Origin of the sequence: Lysobacter sp. CFH 32150 (assembly GCF_022758295.1) — a bacterium.
In the GTDB taxonomy this organism is placed as follows: domain Bacteria; phylum Pseudomonadota; class Gammaproteobacteria; order Xanthomonadales; family Xanthomonadaceae; genus CFH-32150.
The window spans coordinates 454,416-472,954 of the sequence record NZ_JALDWJ010000001.1; the positions used below are offsets into that span (position 1 = coordinate 454,416).

Below are 18,539 nucleotides of genomic sequence, written 5' to 3' on the forward strand. Positions count from 1 at the left end.
ATGACCCTGCCCGACCCGGCTTCAGGACAGGCTGTTCGCATCGTCGAAGTCGGCCCGCGTGACGGGCTGCAGAACGAAAAGACGATCGTGCCGGCTGCCGCCAAGATCGAGTTGATCGATCGGCTCTCCGCCACTGGACTGCAGACGATCGAGGCGACCAGCTTCGTCAGTCCGAAATGGGTACCGCAGCTGGCCGATGCGGCGGAGGTATTCACCGGGATCAGGCGCAAGCCCGGCGTGCACTACCCGGTCCTGGTGCCGAACGAACAAGGCTACGAACGGGCGCGTGCGGTTGGCGCCGATGAAATCGCGGTGTTCACCGCGGCCTCCGAAGCTTTCAACCAGAAGAACATCAACGCCTCGATCGACGAATCGATCGAACGCTTCCGACCCGTGCTCGAACGCGCGAAAGCAGATGGCGTGCGCGTGCGCGGCTACGTTTCGACCGTGCTCGGCTGCCCGTACCAAGGGGATGTGCCGGTCACCGATGTCGTGCGGGTAGCCAAACGCCTGCACGATCTCGGTTGCTACGAGATCTCGCTCGGCGACACCATCGGCGTCGGCACGCCGGGCAAGGCGCGTGCGATGTTGCGTGCGGTCGCCGCAGAAGTCCCGATGTCGGCCCTCGCCGTGCATTTCCACGACACCTACGGGCAGGCCCTGTCGAACATCCTCGCCTGCCTCGAGGAAGGCGTAGCGGTAGTCGACTCGTCGGTTTCCGGCACTGGTGGCTGCCCGTATGCGAAAGGCGCGAGCGGCAACGTCGCGTCGGAGGACGTCGTGTACATGCTGCACGGCCTCGGCATCGCCACCGGGATCGATCTCGACAAGCTGGTCGACACCGGCCGCTGGCTCGCCGCATTACTCGGCCGCAGTAGCGGCAGCAAGGTCACGCAGGCGCTGGCGGCCGCGTGAACGCCATGCAGGCCGAGTTCGATCGCGCCTCCGCTGCTGCGGATGCGGCCGCGATGCTGGTGGCTCTCGAATACGCCAGCCGCGACCCGGCGCTACCCGAAGCCACTCGCATGCTGTTGCAGCAAGCGCACGGAACCTTGCAGGCCGCACTCGCTACCACTCAAGCCGAGCGCAACCGCTTTCGCGCCTTGTTCGACACCATTCCAGACCCGGTCAGCATCATCGACTGGGACGGCACCGTGCTCGACCTCAACAAGGCGGGCATGGCCGCGTACAAACGGCCACGCGAGGATATCGTCGGCAAACCAATCCACGTCATCAATCCCGATCTGCCCCGCGATCACATGGGTCCGGTCTGGAACGCGCTCAGTCACGGCGGAACCTACGTCGTCGAAGTCACCAACATGCGCGGCGACGGCACACGCTTCCCGGTCGAAGTGCATTCGGCCGGTTTCGTCGACGAGGGCCACAAGCGCATCGTTGCGGTCGCCCGCGACATGAGCGGCCGCCAGGAAGCCGAACTCCGCTACCGCGAACTGCTCGAATCGATCGACAAACCCATCCTGGTGCGCAATGCCGATGGCCACATCACCTATGCGAACCCTGCGGCCATACAGTTGTTCAACATCGAGGAAGGCCTGAGCTTCGACGAGGAATTCGCTTCCGAACGCTGGCTGGTAGTGAACGAAGATGGCCGACCCATCGCCCGGGAAGAAAGACCGTTCGAACTTGCACTGAAGACCGGGCAGATCGTCGGCAGTGCGGTGTTCGGTTTCTATAACCGGAGGTTGCGCAAGCTGAAGTGGTTGTCGGTGACCGCCGTGCCGCAGTTCGCGTCCGGCGAGGACAAGCCGCACAAGGTGCTGTCGATGTTTTCCGATGTCACCGAGCTCAAGCGCGACAGCACGCTGTTCGATCGCGTGCAGGACCTGGCCCATATCGGGGGCTGGGAATGGGATGCCGGCCGCAACCGGTTGTATCTCACTGCGGAAGCGCAGCGCATCCTCGATCCGCCACAAACCGAAACCACCGAGAGCATGCAGATTGAAAGCATGCAGTCGCGTTTACGCGAACCCGACCGTCGTCGCTTCCAGGAAGCGCTGCAACGAATCAGCGAGCACGGCGGCAGCTTCGATCTGGAACTGCAGGGCGTCGGCCGCGACGGCCACACGATCTGGGTGCAGGTGATCGGCGAAGCCGAAGTCAGCGACCCCAGTGGCTCCCACCTGGCGGGCACTGTCGAGGACATCACCGAGCGCAAGCAATCCGAGGAAACACTGCGCGTGCAGGCGCGCACCGATCCGCTCACCGGCCTGCTCAATCGCGATGCGGTGCTGGCCGAACTCGAGGCACGCCTCGACGATCGCGCGCAGTCGGATGTCGCCGTGCTGTACATCGACCTCGATCGCTTCAAGGTGGTCAACGACGTGCTCGGACATGGCGCTGGCGACCAGGTCATCGCCAGCGCTGCGCACCGTATCCAGCGCGCCGTCGGCACCGAAGGCCTGATCGCGCGTTTCGGCGGCGACGAATTCCTGGTGGTCTGCTCGATCGGCGACGACAGCATGCGGCCGGAGCGGCTCGCGGCGGCCATCCTCGACGTCTTCGGCGACAGCTTCCGCATGGACGGCGAGGAGTTCAGCATCACCGCCAGCATCGGCATCGCCCGCGCGCCAGAACACGGCGAACGCCCGCAGGTGCTGATCCAGAATGCCGACGTGGCGATGTACGACAGCAAGCGCCGCATCCGCAACGGCTGGCAGGTGTTCAGTCCCGAACTGGCGCAGCAGCAACTGCAGCGGCTGCAGCTGGAAACGCACCTGCGCCGCGCGGTCGACAACCGCGAGCTGACGTTGGTCTACCAGCCGCAGGTCGACCTCGCCAGTGGTCGTGTGATCGCCGCAGAGGCGTTGATCCGGTGGCGCAACGAAGCGCTGGGCGAGATGCGCCCGGACCATTTCATCAGTCACGCCGAAACCACCGGCGACATCGTCCGCATCGGGGGCTGGGTGCTGCGCGAGGCCTGCCAGCAGGTGCGGCGCTGGCGCGAAGCCGGACTGCCGATCGCCCGGGTCGCGGTCAACGTCTCCTACCGCCAATTCCTTGTCGAGGACCTGGCCGACACCGTCGCCACCGCACTCGGCAATGCCGGGCTGTCCGGCGATTCCCTGGAACTCGAATTCACCGAACGCGTCCTCATCGAGGATGCGCCCGACACGTTCGCCACCTTCGCCGCACTGCGACTCCTCGGCGTGGTGCTCAGCATTGACGATTTCGGCGAAGGCTACAGCGCGCTCAATTACCTGCGCCGCCTGCCGATCCACGGCCTGAAGCTCAGCCAATTGTTCCTGCAAGGCGTGCCGAACAACACGTCGGACGTCGCGATCTGCCAGGCCGTGGCGGGCATCGCCCAGAGCCTGGGCCTCACCCTCGTCGCCGAGGGCGTTGAGACCGAAGCCCAGCGCCAGTTCCTGCTACGCCTGGGCGTGACGACCGGACAAGGCTTCCTGTTCGCCCCGGGGCTGACGTCGGAAGAGTTCGGCTTCCGTTTTTCACAATCCCTCCTCGCCAATGCCTGATATGCCGACGCAACCTTTCCTCATCCGCCCGATCGAAGCGCGCGACGATGCCGCGATGGCCACGATCATCCGTTCCGTGATGCCTGAATTCGGCGCCATCGGCAGCGGCTTCGCCATCAACGACCCGGAAGTCGACTGGATGTCCCGCGCCTACAACGCGCCGCGCAGCGCGTTCTTCGTGGTCGAGCGCGAAGGCATCGTCGAAGGCGGCGGCGGCGTCGCACCACTGGAAGGTGGCGACCCCGACACCTGCGAATTGCGCAAGATGTACTTTCTGCCACGGCTGCGGGGACTCGGTGCAGGCGCCGCCGTGATGGCACGTTGTCTGGAAGCCGCGCGCGGCTTCGCCTTCAAGCGCTGCTACCTGGAAACGCTGGGCAACATGGACGCGGCGATGCGGCTGTACGAGCGGACCGGCTTCCGCCGCATCGACGGCCCGTTGGGCGCAACCGGGCATGGCGGTTGCAACACGTTCTACCTGCGGGACCTGTGAATCTCGTTTAAGCCCCTCTCCCACCGGGGTGAGCTGGCGCGTTTGCGAGCCACTGGCTCGCGCGTCAGCGAACACCCAAGCGCTATGCGCTTGGGCTGGGGTGCGGGTTGGGGTGAGGGGGCGGCCAAGCGATAGCAACTCCAGATCATTTCGCTATCCCAAACATTCGCTACAGGTTCGACCTCTGTCGCTTCGCCGACCCCTCATCCGCCCTCCGGGCACCTGCCCCGGCCTCGGCGCATAGCACCGAGGCGTTCGCGGGTGCGCGAGCCAATGGCTCGCAAGCAGCACTCGCTCACCCCGAAGGGAGAAGGGAAAAGCTTAAAATTGCCGTTTTCCGCTCGCAGGACTCTCCATGCAACTCGCCACCACCCGCGCCATCGTCACCGGCGGCGTTTCCGGCCTTGGCTTCGCCGTCGCCCAGCACCTCGTGGCCCACGGCGGCAAGGTCGCACTGTTCGACGTCAACGACGACAAGGGCGCGGCCACCGTCGCCACGCTCGGCGAAGCCAACGCGCGTTACTTCAAGACCGATGTCACCGACGAAGCGGGCGTGGTCGCCAACGTCAACACCGCCAGGGAGTTCCTCGGTGGCTTGAACGCGGCGATCAACTGCGCCGGCATCCTCGGTGCCGGCCGCGTGCTGGGCAAGGAAGGCGCGATGCCGTTGTCGACGTTCCAGACCACCGTGTTGGTCAACCTGGTCGGCAGCTTCAACGTCGCCAAGGCCGCCGCCGCGCTGATGCAAAACAACGAAGCCGGTGAAGACGGCGAGCGCGGCGTGATCGTCAACACCGCTTCCGTCGCGGCGTACGAAGGGCAGATCGGACAGGCCGCGTATTCCGCGTCCAAGGGCGGCGTGGTCGGCATGACCCTGCCGATGGCGCGCGAGCTGTCGCGTTTCGGCATCCGTGTGATGACGGTGGCGCCGGGCATCTTCTGGACGCCGATGGTCGATGGCATGCCGGAAGCCGTGCAGCAGTCCCTGTCCGCGTCGATCCCCTTCCCGTCGCGCCTCGGCAAGCCGGAAGAGTTCGCGGACCTGGTCGCCTACATCCTGCAGAACCGCTACCTCAACGGCGAAACCATCCGCCTCGATGGCGCCACGCGTCTCGCACCCAAATAACCCTTACCTGTAGGAGCGGCTTATAGCCGCGAGCTTTTTACGGGATCCAATCAACAGCTCGCGGCTATAAGCCGCTCCTACGAAAAAGCATGGACGGACATACGCAATGAAGGCTTACGACATCAAGAAAGGCAACGTGGTCGAGCACAACGGCACCGTCTACCAGGTGCGCGACATCGAGCGCAGTTCGCCGCAGGGCCGCGGCGGCAACGTCAAGTTCCGCTTCACCATGTACAGCGTGCCGGGCGGCACCAAGTTCGACCTCAGCCTCGGTGCCGAGGACGAACTGAAGGAAGTCGAGCTGTCGCGCCGCCAGGCGACGTTCTCGTACAAGGACGGCGATGCGTTCGTGTTCCTCGACGACGAGGACTACACCCCGTATACGCTCGATGCCGACGTGGTCGGCGACGCGGCCGGCTACATCGTCGACGAATTGAGCGGCTGCTACGTGCAAATCATCGACGACATGCCCGTGGCGGTACAGCTGCCGTCGAGCGTGGCGATCGAAGTCGTCGAGACGCCCCCGGAGCTCAAGGGTGGCACCGCGACCAAGCGTCCGAAGCCGGCCAAGCTGTCCACCGGGATCGAGATTCAGGTGCCGGAGTACATCACCACCGGCGAGCGGGTGCTGGTGAATACGACTACGGGCGAGTTCGCCGGCCGCGCCGACTGATCCCCGTGCCCCCTTCCCCTGTGGGAGCGACGTGAGTCGCGATCGTGTGGTCCGGATCGCGACTCACGTCGCTCCCACAGGAATTCTCAGCGTGCCAACCATTTCTCGGCCATCCGCCGCAACGACGGATCCGCCGCTTCATCGTCGACCAACGATGTGATCTCGCGCCACGCGAGGTCGTGCGATTCGTCGCTGACGATGTAGTCCTCGTTCGCGTCGGCATGTACCACGTAGCGCACGTCGTAATGCCAGTGCGCCGGCACGCCCTTGTGTTCGGGAATCCAGTGCCTGTCCAGATCGAAGATCGCCGGCTCGACAGTCAAATCCGACAAGCCCGACTCTTCCTCCGCCTCGATCAGCGCGACGCGCGCCAGATCGCTTTCACCATCGGCGTGGCCGCCGAGCTGCAGCCAACGCTCGAGTTTGCGGTGATGTGTAAGCAGTACACGTGTACCGGAGCGATCGACCAGCCACGCCGAACCCGTGAAGTGTCCAGCAAGCCGCGAGCGCAGGAACGCATTCGCGCGGTCGTCCAGCAACTCGATGAACAGGGCGACCGCTTCAGCCTCCTCTGGCCATCGCTGGCAATAATTTTCAAGTAGGAAATCAAGAGCCTCTGCCTGTACCACGCTCATGCTGCAATGCACCAAAGCTATCGGAGGCTGCAATTATCGCGTGTCACCCCCGTTCGGCGCTTGTGCCGGCGCGATGCGACGGGGTAAGGTCGCCGGGTTCAATTCGGCGGTTTTTGTCCGCTACCCGCATTTCGCCATTGGGGAACTACGCGATGCTGTTCGAACGCAAGAAATCACTCGATCTCATCCTCGCAACCGCCGAGAAACGGTCATTGAAGCGCCAGCTTGGCGCCTTCGACCTGACCATGCTCGGTATCGGCGCCGTCATCGGCACCGGCATCTTCGTGCTGACAGCGGTCGCGGCCAACAAGGCCGGCCCGGGCATGATGTATTCCTTCGTCATCGCCGGTTTCGTCTGCGCGCTGACCGCGTTGATCTATTCCGAAATCGCCGCCATGGTGCCGGTTTCGGGCTCCGCCTACACCTATTCCTATGCCGTGCTGGGCGAGATCATCGCCTGGATGGTCGGCTGGGCGCTGATCCTTGAATACGCGGTCGCGGCGGGGGCCGTGGCAGTGGGCTGGTCGGGGTACGCGAACGGCTTCCTGCGAGAGATAGGCATGGGCTTGCCGATCGCGCTGACAGCCGGTCCGGGCGACACGATCAATCTCCCCGACGGCACCACGGCCGCCGGTTCGTTCAACCTGATCGCGTTCCTGGTGTCGCTGCTCATCACCCTGCTGCTGGTGCTGGGCACGTCGAAGTCGGCGAAGTTCACGGCGATGCTGGTGATCGTCAAGATCGTCGCGCTGAGCGCGTTCATCATCCTGGCCATGCCGGCGGTGCAGTCGGTCAACTTCTCGCCGATGCTGCCGAACGGTTGGGGCACGCCGCTGTCGGGCGTGGGCGTGCTGGGTGCTGCTGCCTCGATCTTCTTCGCCTACGTCGGCTTCGACGCGGTCTCCACCGCAGCCGAGGAAACCAAGAACCCGAACCGCAACATCCCGATCGGCCTGATCGGCTCGCTCGCGATCTGCACCGTGTTCTACCTGCTGGTGTCCTACGCGGCGGTCGGCGCGATGGGCGCGCAGCCGGGCGGCGCATTGTCGCAGTCGAAGGAGCCGCTGGCGTTCGTGTTGCGCGAACTCGGCTACCCGCAGATCGGTAACTGGGTCGCGATCGCCGCGATCGTCGCGCTGCCGTCGGTGGTGCTGATGATGATCTTCGGCCAGACCCGCATCCTGTTCACGATGTCGCGCGACGGCCTGATGCCGGAATCTTTCTCCCGGGTGCATCCGCGGTTCCACACCCCGCACGTCGTGACCTGGGTGACCGGCATCGCGGTGTCGCTGTTCGCGGCGATGTTCCCGGTCGGTGCGCTGGCTGATATCTCGAACTCCGGCACGCTGTTCGCGTTCTTCATGGTGGCCGCCGGTGTGATGATCCTGCGCAAGGTCGAGCCGAACCGCCCGCGCCCGTTCAAGACGCCGCTGGTGTGGATCGTCGGCCCGTTGGCGATGGCCGGCTGCCTGTTGCTGTTCTTCAGCCTCGGCTGGTACACGATCAAGCTGTTCCTGATCTGGGCCGTAATCGGCCTGGCCGTGTATTTCCTCTACAGCCGCAGCCGTAGCCACATCGCCCGCGGCGATGCGATCCCGACACTGGAAGTACCACCGCCGACGATTGGCGGCTGATCCAGCGGTCATGGTCATCAAAACGGCGCGGGCAACCGCGCCGTTTTTGTTACGGAAGTCCTTGCCCGGACTCTCCGCCCAAGCTTGTTAAACTCCGCGTCATGACCGACGCCCTCCCCTTCGACGTCCAGCGCCTGCGCCACCTCGCCGGCGAGATCATCACCAACGTGCGCGAATTGTCCGCCGCTGGCTGGACGCCTGCGACCAGCAGCAATTTCTCGCACCGGCTTGACGACAGGCACGCCGCGATCACCGTCTCCGGTCGCGACAAGGGCAGGCTGACCGAGGCCGACATCATGGTCGTCGACTTCGATGGCAACCCGGTCGCCACCGAGCACCGGCCGTCGGCGGAGACCCTGCTGCATACCCAGCTGTACAAGCGTTTTCCCGAAATCGGCTGCGTGCTGCACACGCATTCGAAGGCACAGACCATCGCCTCGCGCCTGTATGCCGGCGCCGGACACGTGCACCTGGAAGGCTACGAGCTCTTGAAAGCCTTCACCGGCAACACCACCCACGACACCGAGATCGATATCCCGGTGCTGCCCAACACGCAGGACATGCACACCCTGGCGGCACAGGTCGACGCCCTGCTCGACCAGCGACCGATGTGGGGCTACCTGATCGACGGCCACGGCCTGTATGCCTGGGGCCGCGACATGGCCGAGGCGCGGCGGCACCTGGAAGCGTTCGAATTCCTGCTGGGTTGCGAACTGGAATTGAGGAAACTGAAGTGAGCCGCTTGCGAATCTTTGCCGAAGACCATCCCGACGCCCCACTGTCGAGCACCAGCGTGCAGGCGGACATGGCGCGCGAGCTGGCGCAGATCGGCGTCGGCTTCGAGCAGTGGCAGGCGACGCAACCGATCGCACCGGGCGCGTCGTCGGAAGACGTGATGGCCGCGTATCGCACCGACATCGATCGCCTGGTGAACGAACGCGGCTTCAAGACCGTCGACGTGGTCAGCATCGCGCCGGACAACCCGAACCGCGAGGAAATGCGCAAGAAGTTCCTCGACGAGCACTTCCACAAGGAAGACGAAGTGCGCTTCTTCGTCGCCGGCTCCGGCCTGTTCACCCTGCACGTCGACGGCAAGGTCTACGAGATCAAGTGCGAACAGGGCGACCTGATCGCCGTACCGGACAGCACCAAGCACTGGTTCGACATGGGTCCCTCGCCGAGTTTTGTCGCGATCCGTTTCTTCACCGAGCCGGATGGCTGGGTCGGGCATTTCACCGGCACCGACATCGCACAGAAATTCCCGCGTTACGAACCTGGCCAAGCGGGCTAGTTTTGAAAACGATCATTCTCACCGACATCGAAGGCACCACCAGCAGCATCTCCTTCGTCAAGGACGTGCTGTTTCCCTACGCGCGACGCGAATTGCCGCGCTTCGTCCACGAGCACGGCCACGAACCGGACGTGCGGCACTGGCTGGACGTGGTCGCGGTCGAGCACGGCAGTATCTGCAGCGACGACGTCATCGTCGAGACCCTGCAGGGCTGGATCGACCAGGATCGCAAACACACCGCGCTCAAGGCTCTGCAAGGCATGCTCTGGCGCGAAGGCTACGAACGTGGCGATTACCGGGCGCACGTCTACCCCGACGCCGCGGAGATGCTGCAGCGCTGGCATGAGGCCGGATACTCACTGGCGGTGTATTCGTCGGGCTCGGTCGCCGCGCAGAAACTGCTCTTCCATTACAGCGAAGCCGGCGACCTGCAGCCCGTGTTCTCTGCCTGGTTCGATACCGAAGTCGGCCACAAGCGCAGCGCCGACAGTTATCGCCTGATCGCCGATTCACTGAGCCACCGACCCGAGGACATCGTGTTCCTCTCCGATGTCATCGAGGAACTCGACGCCGCACGTGAAGCCGGCCTGCGCACGGTGATGCTGGATCGGCGCGAGGACTATCCGCAGCCGCGAACGGGCGAGGCCACGCACGGCCATGTCCGGGTGGAGTCGTTCGCGGATATCAACGTCGATCGCTAATCGCCTGCTCAAGCTGAGCCGCGAAGCGGCTTCGGCTTGAGTGAACTGCCAAGCCTCGCAAGCGGCAACCCCGCGGAGCGAGAGTCAGTAGTCAAGGAGCCGCCATGCACAAGACCTTCCCCGGTGCGGTGCCCGAGATCCCGGTGAGTGACATGGAAGCCGCCCTCGATTACTACAAGCACTGTCTCGGCTTCGACGTCGACTGGGGCAGCAAAGACGACGGCATATCGGGTGTCTCGCGCGGGCAATGCCGGATGTTCCTGACTGACTCAGCGTTCCGGGAAAAGCGCGCCAACTCGCCGCCCGTCGTCACGTGGCTAAACCTCGATAGCAAGGCTGAGGTTGATGCACAGCACGCGGAGTGGCAGGCGAACGGTGCCACGATCACGGCCCAACCAGAGTCGAAGCCCTGGATGCTCCATGAGTTCACCGCTGCCGATCTGGACGGCAATGTCTTCCGAGTCTTCTACGACTACTCAAGAGATGTCGCGAAAACGGCTTCGGCTTGAATGAACTGTTAGATCACGCAGCCATGTCAGAACACGACGCACTAAGAATCAATTGCAAGACACACGGCGGCGCCTGTATTGCTGCTGTTGTCTGCGGCCACATGATCGAGTCCAAAGTCCTACCTGTGGGCTTTGTCGAGAACAGTAGCGATCCAAACGATCTGCAGGCCTGGTGCGAGGATTGCGAGGCGATGTTCTTGCGTGAGGACGATAAGACAGAAGCATTCTGTGGGTTCAATAACAGGAAAATTGTCTGCGCGGCCTGCTATCTGGAGCTCAAGTCAAGACACTCCCGGGGTTTCAACACATGATTATCAGTTACTCGGGGGCGCGGTCTAACAGTTCATTCAAGCCGAAGGCGCTTCTCGGCTCGGCTTAATTCTAGCGTTAGCCGTCACTGGTGGCTCATGGAAAAGCTCGACCTAAAAGCTGAGTTCAAGCAACTCTACAGACCATCCGCCAAGGAAGTTTCTGAGGTGAATGTTCCTCAGTTCAGCTTTCTAATGATCGACGGCGAAGGCGACCCCAACACCTCACAGATGTGCAAGGGAGCCGTAGAAGCTCTTTTTTCTGTCTCTTACGCCGTAAAGTTCTCAACCAAGAAGGACAGTGGCATCGACTATGTTGTGATGCCGCTTGAAGGTCTGTGGTGGGCAGATGACATGTCCAGCTTCCAAAAAGCCGAAAAGCGAAATGGAAATGGACACTAATGATCATGCAGCCATCATTCGTGACCAAAGATCAAATTGAGTCAACTGTGCATAACATTCGGCCCAAGAAAGACCTACCTGGGATTAAAGGGCTTCGCTTTGAGAAATTCAGAGAGGGGCGCTGTACGCAGCTTCTGCACATTGGTCCATTAAGAGGGGCCAACCATTCAACGCGTTCATGAGTACGTCGCAAGCCGCTCTGCTCTTAGGGGAAAGCACCACGAGATTTACTTGTCAGATGTTCGCAGGGCATCGCCAGACAGGTGGAAGACGATAGTTCGACAAGCAATGGAGTGACGGCTAACAATTCATTCGAGTCGCGGCTTAATTCAGCGTTAGACCGCAGACCGCTACTGCCCCTTCGGTGGCTCCCACAGCTCGATCTTGTTGCCTTCAGGATCGATCACCCACCCAAACTTGCCTTGCTCCGAGCTCTCGGTCTTGTCTACGACATTGCACCCTTCACCCTTGAGGACTGCGAGTAGCTCATCAAGATTCTCAACTCGGTAGTTGATCATGAATGCGGCAGAGCTGGGCTGCATGTAGTTCGTGTCTTGGGCAAACGGGCTCCAAACGGTAGTTCCAGGCTCGCTACCTTCTCCGCCCCAATGGAAAAGAGCACCGCCCCAGTCGGTAACGTCAAGGCCCAAGTGGTTCTTGTACCAGGCGCTTAGGGCCTTCGGGTCCGCAGACTTGAAGAAGATGCCGCCGATGCCGGTCACACGCTTCATGGGAGTTCCTTGTGGGTCGCTACGATGGTTTGTTCTGCGGTATGACTAAGCGGCGGCGCGAAGCAGCTTCGGCTTGAATGAATTGTTAGGCGCCGTTTGCATACTCACTGGATGGTTTGTCTGGTCATGAGTGTGTCTGCATGACGGTGAACAACTCGCCATCCCTCCGGCTCTCGCCTAAAAATCGTAGTGACTCGGTAGTCTCGCTTTGATTGCGCAGGATTTCCCGGGGGATAGAAGAGTATGTGTTCATATTGAACTATATAGGCGAAGTCGCCACGCACTGTTTTTTGAATTAGCTCAATGTCTTTGGATCCTTTGGAGAACTGCGAGCTAGCCCAGTCCAACCTTGCACTGACATTGCTCCATCCTTTAGCTGTCTCGCCGCCAGCTGCGCCAGATAGCGTCACGTCATCCGCATGAGACCAGAGCTCTTTTACTGCACCTGGCTGGCCGTCATAGAACTTTGTTGCCGCCTCGGCATACTTGACGAGCATCGTATCCAAGTCGGCTGTTTTGGCGATTTGAGATGGGGGCTCTGCACCATGACTGTGGCCCGCAAAAATCAGGAGGGCGATTGCAATGAGGACACATTGGAATGGCTTCATGTTCGGCTCCAACGAAAGATTGGTACGGCGCCTAACATCTGACTAAGCGGAGCCGCGAAGCGGCTTCGGCTTGAATGAACTGTTAGACATTGGTCTTTATGCTCGATGGAAGGACTATGAAGTCCTCCGTCTTTTCCAGCAAATTCATCACAGCAAGGAGCGGCGGCGGCGGTGCGACGAGCTTGCGCTCATCGAGGTGCAACCATCCTCCGAGACTCGTTACTCGTGCGCACAGCTTCCCATCTGGACGGAAGATTTCGTGCCTGAGGAGAAAGCGGCTGCCATCCAATGCGTGGCCAGCGATTGAATAGGTCACTGTAATGTGTTGCTGCAGATAAACCTCGGCGAAGTACTCGACCTCGTCCTTCTTCACTACTGGACCAATCCTGAGGCGCGAGAACTCTTCAACAGGAAATCCACTTTCGATCAGGAACATCTGTCGAACATCGGCAGATTTGTCGAGGTATGCCGTGTTCTTCATGTGGGAGTTGAAATCCATGTCCGCCCAGCCCGCGTAAAGCGTCTTGATGTACATGTCGTTTCATCCTCATGCGCGAGAAGGGACATCGCAGCTTAATCAGGTTGCAGCAACTTGAGGCTCTTCAGAATCTCATGATCGCCAACCGAGGATATACCGTTAGGTTGTGCGCGTTTTTCAAGCTGTTCGAACAGGGCTACAAACTGGCCTGCACGTGTATCAGTGTCAGGCGACCAAGCCTTCGCACAGTTTTCCTGGGATGTTTGAAAGTAATAGGTCGTCCCATCCAGCCCGAGCGGGAGTTCCGCTTGAGCGTGTTTGATGTCATTGGCCAGAATCAATGGCAACTGACGTGCGATTTCGCTGGAAACGCGGGAATGATGCACAGCAGGGACGCCCTTCGTGTTTAGCGTGGGAGGTGGCTTGCCACCCATTTCATAGATTGGGAACTCCAGGACGAAATAGTAGAGGTCTTCGCCGATGAGGCGGATGGCCACTGTCGGTGAAAAAGAAGGACTTACGGTAATTGAGGCGGTTGGCGTCCCCGGCAAGTATTGTTTAAGCAGAGCGTCTATGTCGCTCGGGCGATATCGCCCGCAAGGCGATAGCCCGGTTGCGTACATGGCCTCAAGTCTTCGCTCTTCGCGCGCGGCCCACTCCTGACGAATCAATGGAATGGCAACTGCACTGAATGCAGCAATTGAGATGGCAGCTGCAGCAAGCGCAATTCTGCGCCAGTCCAGCCTTTGCTTTGGGTTAGGTGTGCGCATGATCAACCAGTGGGACTAATAACCAAGCCGAGCGGCAAAGCGGCTTCGGCTTGAATGCGTTGCCAGGGGTCGCCGCCATTTTCAACCCCAGCGCGTGGCGTTCTTGGGGAACCCAGGGCGCTGAACCCGGACAACGCAAAAGCGCTGCCCAGTAGGGGCCTGCATCACCACCCAGCGTTCCAAACGCTCTACGACTTCTGCTCCCAGAGCCTCCAAGCGGACAACCTCGGCTGGAATATCGTCGGTTTCAATGTCGATATGAACCCGGCTCTCATGTTCGACGCGCTGGATCTGGACAATGGGTTCATCCGGGGGAGTTTCCAGCATGCGGTAGTTTCCGCGCGTCCCGGGGTGGTCGGGGTCGACTGCACGGCCAAGCGCATCGGCCCAGAACCTGGCCGCCTGATCAACATCCGATGTGCGGCAATCAATCAAAAGTGCGCAGAGGCGGGAGTGGTGCATAAGAACCTCTTTGGAATGCGGCAGTATGCGGGGCGGCACCTAACGCCTAAATTAAGCCGAGCCGCGAAGCGGCTTCTGCTTGAGTGAATTGTTAGGCGGCTCCTTCGGTGGGCGGAGGCGCTTCGATGGCTTTTGTGAATTCGTTTGAGCCGGAAACCCAGCCGAGTAGAACTTCGACAGCCAAGAGAGAAGCATCGTGATTGCTTCTGGGCAGGCCAGATCCGATGGGCTCGCTCATACAATCCGCCAGCAAGACACATAAGTAATCTCTGAACATGGCGTCTCTGACCGTCGAGTCCACGCAGATGCTTGTGGTGCAGCCGGCGATGATCAGGTGCTTGATGCCCATCTTCTTGAGCCTGGCATCCAAGTCGGTTTCGTAGAAGCCGCTGAATCGCGTTTTGTAGACAAGATCATCGCCGGGCTCCGGCCTGAGCTCGGGGACGATGTCTGTGTTCCAGGTGTCACGGACCAGAATCCGGCTTTTCCTACCGTCAGGGGCATCAACGGCCTTTCCAACGCCCAACCGCAGATGACGCACCCGATTCACAGAGTCGGGAGCACCTAGATCCGAGAGATCGGGACGATACCCCATCTTGAGGTATACGATCCTAATGCCCGCGTGGCGGGCCGAGGCTAGGACTCTTGCCGTGGGGCCGATCACTCTTTGAATGCCGGAAATATCAATGCCGGCACGGTCGAACATGCCGCCCTTAGCGCCAAAGTCATTCTGCATGTCGACTACGATTACCGCGGCCGTAGCGGTATCAATCGCGATCGGTTCTGGTTTTGCGTCGAGCGTGACAACCCGACCTTTCTTTGATTTCTTGAGTACGAGATCCTTCGCTGCCGCAACCAAGGGGAGTGTAGCCATAACTGCGAGCGCCTGACGACGTGTGAATTTATGTGACATGTTCACTCATCTCTCCTTGTGCAAGTGGAAGTCGGTTGTAAGACGCCTAACGCCTGAATTAAGCCGAGCCGCGAAGCAGCTTCGGCTTGAATGAATTGTTGGCACCCGAGTTGCTTGTGACATGGGCGCATGAACGGGTCACCGCCGCAGAATCTTGTCCAGCGCCTTACCCTTTGCGAGCTCATCAATGAGCTTGTCCAAGTAGCGGATCTTCTGCATGAGCGGGTTCTCGATCTCCTCCACTCGAATGCCGCACACCACGCCCTTGATGAGCGAAGCATTTGGATTGATCGCTGGCGCTTGGGCGAAGAAGGTTTCAAGGTCGCTTTCACTTCCTATCTGATGCCGTAGTCCTTCTTGGCTGTAGCCCGTCAACCAGCAGATGATTCGATCGAGTTCTTCTTTCGAGCGGTTCTTGGATTCTGCCTTCTTAACGTACAGGGGGTACAAGCTCGAGAACTTGATTTTGAAGACTCTGTCCTGGCGCATTGCCACACCTCCGCTAGATTTAGGCTCGACGCGCAAGCACTGCGGGCGCTAACACCTGAACTAAGCCGAGCCGCGGAGCGATGCCATGCGCAAGCCTCATTGCTTCTCTATGGGGCGTTGCCCCAGATGTTGCGCGTGCTGTGTCCAGCGCCCCTCCCAACGGCAAAGCGCCAGGACATCCATCGCGTCGAAGCGATGCTAGAACTCTTCCAGGGTGCGCTCCAGTGCCGCTCCCCAGCTATTTCTTTGCCGTCGCATGGATCTTCTCGCCTCTGGCCAGCATCCCGACGAACTTTTCGATCCGTGCCTGGCGCGTCTCCGGCTTCTTCGCGGTGTGGACTCGCCAGCAGACCGCGTAGCGATTGGTCTTGTCGAGCGCCTCGAAGAACAGCCTGGCCTTCTTGTTCTTCGCCAATGCGGCCAGCAGGTCGTCCGGTGGCGCCATGTTGCTCGCAGAATCGTACGCGGCGTGCCATCGCCCGTCCGCCTTCGCCGCCTCGACTTCCCGCAACCCGGCCGGCTGCATCCTGCCAGCGGCGATCAGCGCCTCGACCTTGGCGATATTGATCTTCGACCACAGGCTCTTGGGTTTGCGCGGCGTGAAGCGCTGCAGGAAATACTGCTCATCGCAGGCGTGCTTCAACCCATCGATCCAGCCATGGCATAGCGCCACATCCAGCGCTTCGGCATAACTCACTGATACGACGCCCTGCCCTTTCTTGGCGATCTTCAACCAGGCGCCTGCGTCGCCGACATGTGCAACCAGCCATTTCTCCCAGGCGGCAGCATCACGGAACAGCTTGGTCGGCACGTCGGTGGTGGGTTTCGTCATGTTGTCACTCTGTCGCTGCCAGTAGATGTCGGTCGCGATGGACACGCTATGCCTACGGGGCAGCGAAGGCTGGTGCTTGGGCCTGATTCCGTTCCGCGGCCTGCCGTGCCTGCAAGTTGATGTTCACCTGTTCCAACTGCTCGCTACTCTCTCGCACTGGCTGAGTGATCGCTTGCTTCGTGCTGATCGCGTCCGTGTTCTTGTTTATCGGTGGATCATCTCGGCTCGGATTCACCTGCACTGCGCGCGCCAAGGTCCCATCATTGTTCAATTCCACCCGATCCACCCGGGTGATGCCTTCGCGCCTGGCCTCCACCACCAGGGCCGCGGCAAGATTCACGCTGTGCACGCCAGGACCGATCTTGCGTCCCTCTTCTGCTTGGTGTACTGCTTTCAAGGCCTGTTCGTACAAGGCGTGGTCCGGGTGGTTCGGATCGGTCACCTGCGGTTTGTGGTTTGGTTGGCGTAAAGCCTCTTGGGTCTTAGTGCCGACGATGCCGTCGACCTTCAGCCCATGGGCCTGCTGGAACGCCTCGACGGCCTCTTTCGTGTGTTTGCCGAAATCGCCATCCGCTTTAAGCGCATGGCCTTGTGCGTCGCGGTAGCCCAGCTTGTTCAAAGACTGCTGTAGCTCGCGGATATCTGAGCCCTTTTCGTTCTGCTCCAGCAGGCCATTGGCGACACGGTGAGGCGAGTGCACGTCACGTGCGTCATGCGCATCAGGGACGTGGTGCTGTCCGCGTCGGTCAATCGCTTTTTCTTGCCCTGCCAACTCCAACAGATCTGCTTTCTCATGCTCCCCACGCTTCAACAAGCCGTCCCACAATTTCGGAGATTTGCTGAAAAGTTGCTGATTGTGATTGATCTTATAATCCTGGACGGCCCCGACAATGTCCTTGTCGGAAAGTTCGGACAGCTTGTAATCCTTTCCGAACTTCTCCTGTAATCCTTTGTCAAAAATACTCGGCGTCAACCCTCTGAACTGAACGGATGTGCTCCATAAGGCGTCTTGGACAGCGGGACCGCGATCAGACAAATCAAGACCGTTGGTTTTCAGCCTGCCAGCCTGCACGTCATAGTGCGTGCGCTTGATGAAATCGTGCTGATCTCGGGCGAACCCGGGGTCGGTCCTAGCTATCTCACGCCATTCCGCATTGAACTCGGGCGTTGTCGGCTGCAACCCATCGAACCGGCTCTTGTATGGCGATTGATCGAGATACTCCTGCAGCGTTCCCATTTTGCTGGATAGTTGATAAGAGCCGTAAGAAACGCCTCCTCTGTCACCCTTGCCCGTAGAAATCGTGCTCGCGCCACGGCCACCCGTCTCATATCGCTGTGATGACTGGCCGAGATACCAATCGTTTTGGTCCGCCATGCTCTAACTCCTTTATAAAACAAGATCGTCCGTGCGGCTCCTACCAAAAGCAGATAGCTTCAGCGCGCCTCCAACTCAGCTGCACGTCTTGCGGTAATTTCCAGAAAGCAATCATTCGCTTCCAGCCGCTGACCCTGCCCTCCTGCTTCCACATCCAAACCGCATTCTGCATCACGCATAGACAGCCATTTCTTATGTTCTGCTTCAAGCTCGAGTTTCTTGTTGTTATTTAGCCTTGACAGCAACAGCTGATACGCCTTGCTCAAACGATCGTCCTGATATTCATACTCCCGTTCGATGCAATCCTGAATGTCCGGGGTGACGCCACTGGCGACTTCAAGGCATTGATCGTAGGTGTTTCGCAACATGGAAGCTTCTCCGTTGGCAATGGTCGGGGATGACGAAGTGGCTGGAGTGGTCGCACCCACTATGTCCGCACCTTGCTCTGTTGTCGCATTACTTGGCGCACTCATTTCCGGCGCGTAGGTGGTTGCTGAAGCCTCGGATGAAGACGAAGTCCCATTGCTCATAGGCGCAGATGCATTGCAGGCACTTAGCAGAGCCATCGTAATCAACAGAAATAATTTTTTGTTATTCATAAAGACTCCCTTACAA

General features: G+C 60.3%; 22 protein-coding genes. 11 read left to right on the plus strand and 11 right to left on the minus strand.

Annotated features, from left to right (window positions below):
• From MO486_RS02050 to yeiP, 5 genes are all read left to right on the plus strand, one after another.
• Window positions 1–915, plus strand: coding sequence for a hydroxymethylglutaryl-CoA lyase (locus MO486_RS02050; RefSeq protein ID WP_242904171.1), 915 nt, complete (start codon window positions 1–3; stop codon window positions 913–915).
• Between the two features lie 5 nt (window positions 916–920).
• Window positions 921–3,494 (plus strand): EAL domain-containing protein, encoded by a 2,574-nt coding sequence (locus MO486_RS02055; protein ID WP_242904597.1) that lies wholly within the window; start codon window positions 921–923, stop codon window positions 3,492–3,494.
• A 1-nt stretch (window position 3,495) separates the two neighbouring features.
• On the plus strand, window positions 3,496–3,987 hold the full coding sequence (locus MO486_RS02060; protein ID WP_242904172.1) for a GNAT family N-acetyltransferase: 492 nt from the start codon (window positions 3,496–3,498) through the stop codon (window positions 3,985–3,987).
• A 355-nt stretch (window positions 3,988–4,342) separates the two neighbouring features.
• Window positions 4,343–5,113 (plus strand): SDR family NAD(P)-dependent oxidoreductase, encoded by a 771-nt coding sequence (locus tag MO486_RS02065; protein WP_242904173.1) that lies wholly within the window; start codon window positions 4,343–4,345, stop codon window positions 5,111–5,113.
• A gap of 106 nt (window positions 5,114–5,219) precedes the next feature.
• Entirely contained in the window at window positions 5,220–5,786 is a 567-nt protein-coding gene (yeiP, locus tag MO486_RS02070; protein WP_242904175.1) for an elongation factor P-like protein YeiP, read from the plus strand.
• Between the two features lie 86 nt (window positions 5,787–5,872).
• Here yeiP and MO486_RS02075 read toward each other — a convergent pair whose 3' ends face one another.
• On the minus strand, window positions 5,873–6,421 hold the full coding sequence (locus MO486_RS02075) for an NUDIX hydrolase (protein ID WP_242904176.1): 549 nt from the start codon (window positions 6,419–6,421) through the stop codon (window positions 5,873–5,875).
• 152 nt (window positions 6,422–6,573) lie between these two features.
• Here MO486_RS02075 and MO486_RS02080 point away from each other — a divergent pair, with 152 nt between their 5' ends.
• The 6 genes from MO486_RS02080 (at window position 6,574) to MO486_RS02105 (ending at window position 11,266) form a co-directional block, all read left to right on the plus strand.
• Complete coding sequence (locus MO486_RS02080; RefSeq protein ID WP_242904177.1) at window positions 6,574–8,055, plus strand: amino acid permease; 1,482 nt, start codon at window positions 6,574–6,576, stop codon at window positions 8,053–8,055.
• A 101-nt stretch (window positions 8,056–8,156) separates the two neighbouring features.
• The gene (locus MO486_RS02085) at window positions 8,157–8,792 is read left to right on the plus strand and encodes a methylthioribulose 1-phosphate dehydratase (RefSeq protein WP_242904178.1); all 636 of its coding nucleotides are present in this window, start codon (window positions 8,157–8,159) and stop codon (window positions 8,790–8,792) included.
• Window positions 8,789–9,346 carry an acireductone dioxygenase gene (locus MO486_RS02090; RefSeq protein ID WP_242904179.1) on the plus strand — a complete coding sequence of 186 codons (558 nt, stop codon included), beginning with the start codon at window positions 8,789–8,791 and terminating at the stop codon, window positions 9,344–9,346. Before MO486_RS02085 ends, MO486_RS02090 begins: the two co-directional genes overlap by 4 nt.
• 2 nt (window positions 9,347–9,348) lie before the next feature.
• Entirely contained in the window at window positions 9,349–10,047 is a 699-nt protein-coding gene (gene mtnC / locus MO486_RS02095; protein ID WP_242904180.1) for an acireductone synthase, read from the plus strand.
• Window positions 10,048–10,151: 104 nt separating this feature from the next.
• Window positions 10,152–10,556 carry a VOC family protein gene (locus tag MO486_RS02100; RefSeq protein ID WP_242904181.1) on the plus strand — a complete coding sequence of 135 codons (405 nt, stop codon included), beginning with the start codon at window positions 10,152–10,154 and terminating at the stop codon, window positions 10,554–10,556.
• Window positions 10,557–10,963: 407 nt separating this feature from the next.
• On the plus strand, window positions 10,964–11,266 hold the full coding sequence (locus tag MO486_RS02105; RefSeq protein ID WP_242904183.1) for a GyrI-like domain-containing protein: 303 nt from the start codon (window positions 10,964–10,966) through the stop codon (window positions 11,264–11,266).
• Between the two features lie 350 nt (window positions 11,267–11,616).
• Here MO486_RS02105 and MO486_RS02110 read toward each other — a convergent pair whose 3' ends face one another.
• The 10 genes from MO486_RS02110 to MO486_RS02155 form a co-directional block, all read right to left on the minus strand.
• A complete protein-coding gene (locus MO486_RS02110; protein ID WP_242904185.1) occupies window positions 11,617–11,997 on the minus strand; it encodes a VOC family protein in 381 nt (126 codons plus the stop codon).
• 104 nt (window positions 11,998–12,101) lie between these two features.
• Window positions 12,102–12,605, minus strand: a complete 504-nt coding sequence (locus MO486_RS02115) for a nuclear transport factor 2 family protein (RefSeq protein WP_242904188.1) — start codon at window positions 12,603–12,605, stop codon at window positions 12,102–12,104.
• An 82-nt stretch (window positions 12,606–12,687) separates the two neighbouring features.
• Window positions 12,688–13,140 carry a thioesterase family protein gene (locus MO486_RS02120; protein ID WP_242904190.1) on the minus strand — a complete coding sequence of 151 codons (453 nt, stop codon included), beginning with the start codon at window positions 13,138–13,140 and terminating at the stop codon, window positions 12,688–12,690.
• 38 nt (window positions 13,141–13,178) lie between these two features.
• The gene (locus tag MO486_RS02125) at window positions 13,179–13,853 is read right to left on the minus strand and encodes a hypothetical protein (protein ID WP_242904192.1); all 675 of its coding nucleotides are present in this window, start codon (window positions 13,851–13,853) and stop codon (window positions 13,179–13,181) included.
• Between the two features lie 81 nt (window positions 13,854–13,934).
• Window positions 13,935–14,315, minus strand: coding sequence for a VOC family protein (locus tag MO486_RS02130; RefSeq protein ID WP_242904194.1), 381 nt, complete (start codon window positions 14,313–14,315; stop codon window positions 13,935–13,937).
• A gap of 91 nt (window positions 14,316–14,406) precedes the next feature.
• Window positions 14,407–15,228, minus strand: a complete 822-nt coding sequence (locus tag MO486_RS02135) for a cysteine hydrolase (protein WP_242904196.1) — start codon at window positions 15,226–15,228, stop codon at window positions 14,407–14,409.
• A 138-nt stretch (window positions 15,229–15,366) separates the two neighbouring features.
• Window positions 15,367–15,717 carry a DUF2200 domain-containing protein gene (locus MO486_RS02140; protein WP_242904197.1) on the minus strand — a complete coding sequence of 117 codons (351 nt, stop codon included), beginning with the start codon at window positions 15,715–15,717 and terminating at the stop codon, window positions 15,367–15,369.
• A 238-nt stretch (window positions 15,718–15,955) separates the two neighbouring features.
• Window positions 15,956–16,549, minus strand: coding sequence for a YdeI/OmpD-associated family protein (locus tag MO486_RS02145; RefSeq protein WP_242904198.1), 594 nt, complete (start codon window positions 16,547–16,549; stop codon window positions 15,956–15,958).
• Between the two features lie 52 nt (window positions 16,550–16,601).
• Window positions 16,602–17,924 carry a peptidoglycan-binding domain-containing protein gene (locus MO486_RS02150; protein ID WP_242904199.1) on the minus strand — a complete coding sequence of 441 codons (1,323 nt, stop codon included), beginning with the start codon at window positions 17,922–17,924 and terminating at the stop codon, window positions 16,602–16,604.
• A gap of 59 nt (window positions 17,925–17,983) precedes the next feature.
• Window positions 17,984–18,523, minus strand: coding sequence for a lysozyme inhibitor LprI family protein (locus MO486_RS02155; protein WP_242904200.1), 540 nt, complete (start codon window positions 18,521–18,523; stop codon window positions 17,984–17,986).
• Between the last annotated feature and the right edge of the window lie 16 nt (window positions 18,524–18,539).